The organism is Streptomyces sp. NPDC006265 (assembly GCF_040613555.1).
Classification (GTDB): domain Bacteria; phylum Actinomycetota; class Actinomycetes; order Streptomycetales; family Streptomycetaceae; genus Streptomyces.
Window position 1 is genome coordinate 1 of record NZ_JBEXSH010001121.1, and the last position, 2,442, is coordinate 2,442.

Annotated in this window: 2 protein-coding genes; one reads left to right on the forward strand and one right to left on the reverse strand. The window is 73.7% G+C overall.

Annotated elements, in window-relative coordinates:
* The coding region (locus ABZ281_RS46010) for an SDR family oxidoreductase (RefSeq protein WP_356664420.1) at positions 1-846 on the forward strand (846 nt) is incomplete at its 5' end.
* On the opposite strand, the gene ABZ281_RS46015 is transcribed toward ABZ281_RS46010, so the two are convergent.
* Positions 747-2,442, reverse strand: a 1,696-nt coding sequence (locus ABZ281_RS46015; protein ID WP_356664421.1) for a glycoside hydrolase family 15 protein, incomplete at its 5' end; no start/stop codon positions are given. The two genes, ABZ281_RS46010 and ABZ281_RS46015, sit on opposite strands and share 100 nt — an antisense overlap.

Here is a 2,442-nt window from a genome sequence, read left to right on the forward strand (position 1 = left end):
ACGGTGAGCGGGCTGCCGTCGGGGCCGTGCACCCGCAGCAGGGGGTTCCGGCGGGCCACCGAGGTGACCTACTTCGGCTTCGTGCACGGAACCCAGGCGGCCCTGCGCCGGATGATGCCGCGCGACCGCGGCACCATCGTGCAGGTGGGCTCGGCGCTGGCGTACCGCAGTGTCCCGTTGCAGTCCGTCTACTGCGGTGCCAAGAGCGCCATCCGGGGCTTCACCGAGTCCCTGCGGTGCGAACTGCGGCACGACCGCAGTGGCGTGCGCGTCACCATGGTGCAGCTGCCGGGCCTGAACACCCCGCAGTTCAGCTGGGTACTGTCCCGGTTGTCCCGGCACCCGCGACCGGTGTCTCCCGTCTACCAGCCGGAGGTCGCCGCGCGAGGCGTCCTCCACGCGGCCGACCACGCGACGCGGCGCGAGCACTGGGTGGGCGGCTCCACCGTCGCCACCCTGCTCGGGCAGCGCTTCGCCGCCGGACTGCTGGACCGCTACCTGGCCCGGACGGCGTACGACTCGCAGCAGACGGACGACCCCGTCGACCCGTCCCGCCCGGTCAACCTCTGGGAGCCCGTCGACAGCGCGACCGGAAGCGACCACGGCGCACACGGCGTATTCGACGATGAGGCCCACGAGCACAGCATCCAGTTGTGGCTGTCACGTCACCGCAGGCCGATCGCCCTGGGCGCTGCCCTGGCCGGCGGCGTCGGCTCGGCGCTCGCCGCCGGACTGCGGCAGCACCCTCACAAGGGCAGGGTCGAGGCGTCGTTGAGTCGGACGGCGCACTCCAGCAGCGAGGCGTGGACGAACGCCTGGGGCAGGTTGCCGCGTAGCTGGCGCTGACGTACGTCGTACTCCTCCGCGAACAGCCCGGGCGGTCCACAGGCCGTCCGGGTGCGCTCGAACCAGCGGAGGGCGCCGACGCGGTCACCGAGCTGGTGCGTGGCCAGCGCCATGTGAAACCCGCACAGCAGGAAGGCGCCCTCGGCCTCGCCGAGCGGCTTTCCCGGGTGCTCGAAGCGGTACAGATAGCCGTCCTCGGCCAGCCGTTCCTCGACGCGGGCGCGGGTGAGCACGGCACCGGGATCGCCGGCGGCCATGCACCCGCGTGCCAGCGGCACCAGCAGAGCCGCCTCCGGTCCGTCGTCGTCGGCGGCGCGGCGCCAGTACCCGTCCGGGTGCAGGCAGCGCCGGCGGGTCTCGGCCAGGACGGCGTCGGCGATCTCGGCGCACCGCCGGCCCTGCGCGCCGGGCAGGACGTCCGCGATCCGGCGCAGTCCGCAGACCACACTGAGCCGCGAATGCGTCCACCACCGCTCCTCCAGCTCCCACAGGCCGGCATCGGACTCCCGCCACCGGCGCTCCACGGCCTCGACCGCGACGCGCACCGCATCCAACGCGTCCTTGGTCAGCCGGTCGTGGCGGGCGGCGGCCGCGAACAACTGCAGGGCCTCGCCGAAGGTGTCGAGCTGGAACTGCGAGGCTGCCTCGTTGCCGATCCGGTCGGTACCGCCCGGATAGCCGGGCAATGACAGAGGGCTCTCCTCAGGCATCGGTTCCCCGGTGACGGTGTAGGCGGGGTGCACGCCGTCACCGTCGGCGAGGATGCGGCCGGCGGTGAACTCCACGGCGGTGTCCAGGAGCTCGTGCGGCCCGTGCGCGGCGACGGCGAGGCCCGCGTAGCACTGGTCCCGCAGCCAGGTGTAGCGGTAGTCGTAGCTGCGCCCGCTGTTGGCCCGCTCCGGCAGGGACGTGGTGGCGGCGGCGACCATGCCGCCCGAGCTGCTGGTCAGCCCCCGCAGCACCGCGTACGCGTGCCGGGCGTCGCGCGGGGTGGCGAGAGTGGAGCAGTCCGGGACGGCGCGTCGCCACTCCTGCTCGGTGCGGGCCCAGAGTTCGTCCGGGTCGAGCCGCTGCCCGGTGGGAGCGGTGGCCAGCTCCAGCACGAGGTCGTGCTGCTCGCCGCTCTCCAGGCGGAAGTCGCCGCGCAGCCCGGCCCGGGGATCCCACGTGGCTCGCGGGGCGCCCAGGAGCCGCATCCGCAGCCCGCCGCCCGTCGCCGTCCATACACCGCCCTCCAGGCGGGGTTCCCGCATGTGCTGCGCGCCGAAGCCGGGACGCGGGTCGAGTTCCATCCGCACGCGCGCCGCACCCCGTACCACCCGCATTCTGCGGAGCAGGACGAGACGGTCGGGTGAGGCCGGCATGGCCAGGGCGTCACGGCACTCGACCACGGAGTCCGCGCTCACCCACCGGTGCGCCCGGATGAGCGTGCCCTCCTGGTACGTGCCGCCCCAGACGTGCCAGGGATCCACGGGCGTCCACGCGAAGTGTCCGCAGCCCCCGATCAGCGCCGAGAAGACCGCGTCGCTGTGCCAGCGCGGCGCCGCGACTGCGAGGACATCGGTCTGCTCCTGGAGTAGGACTCGGCGCTGGAAC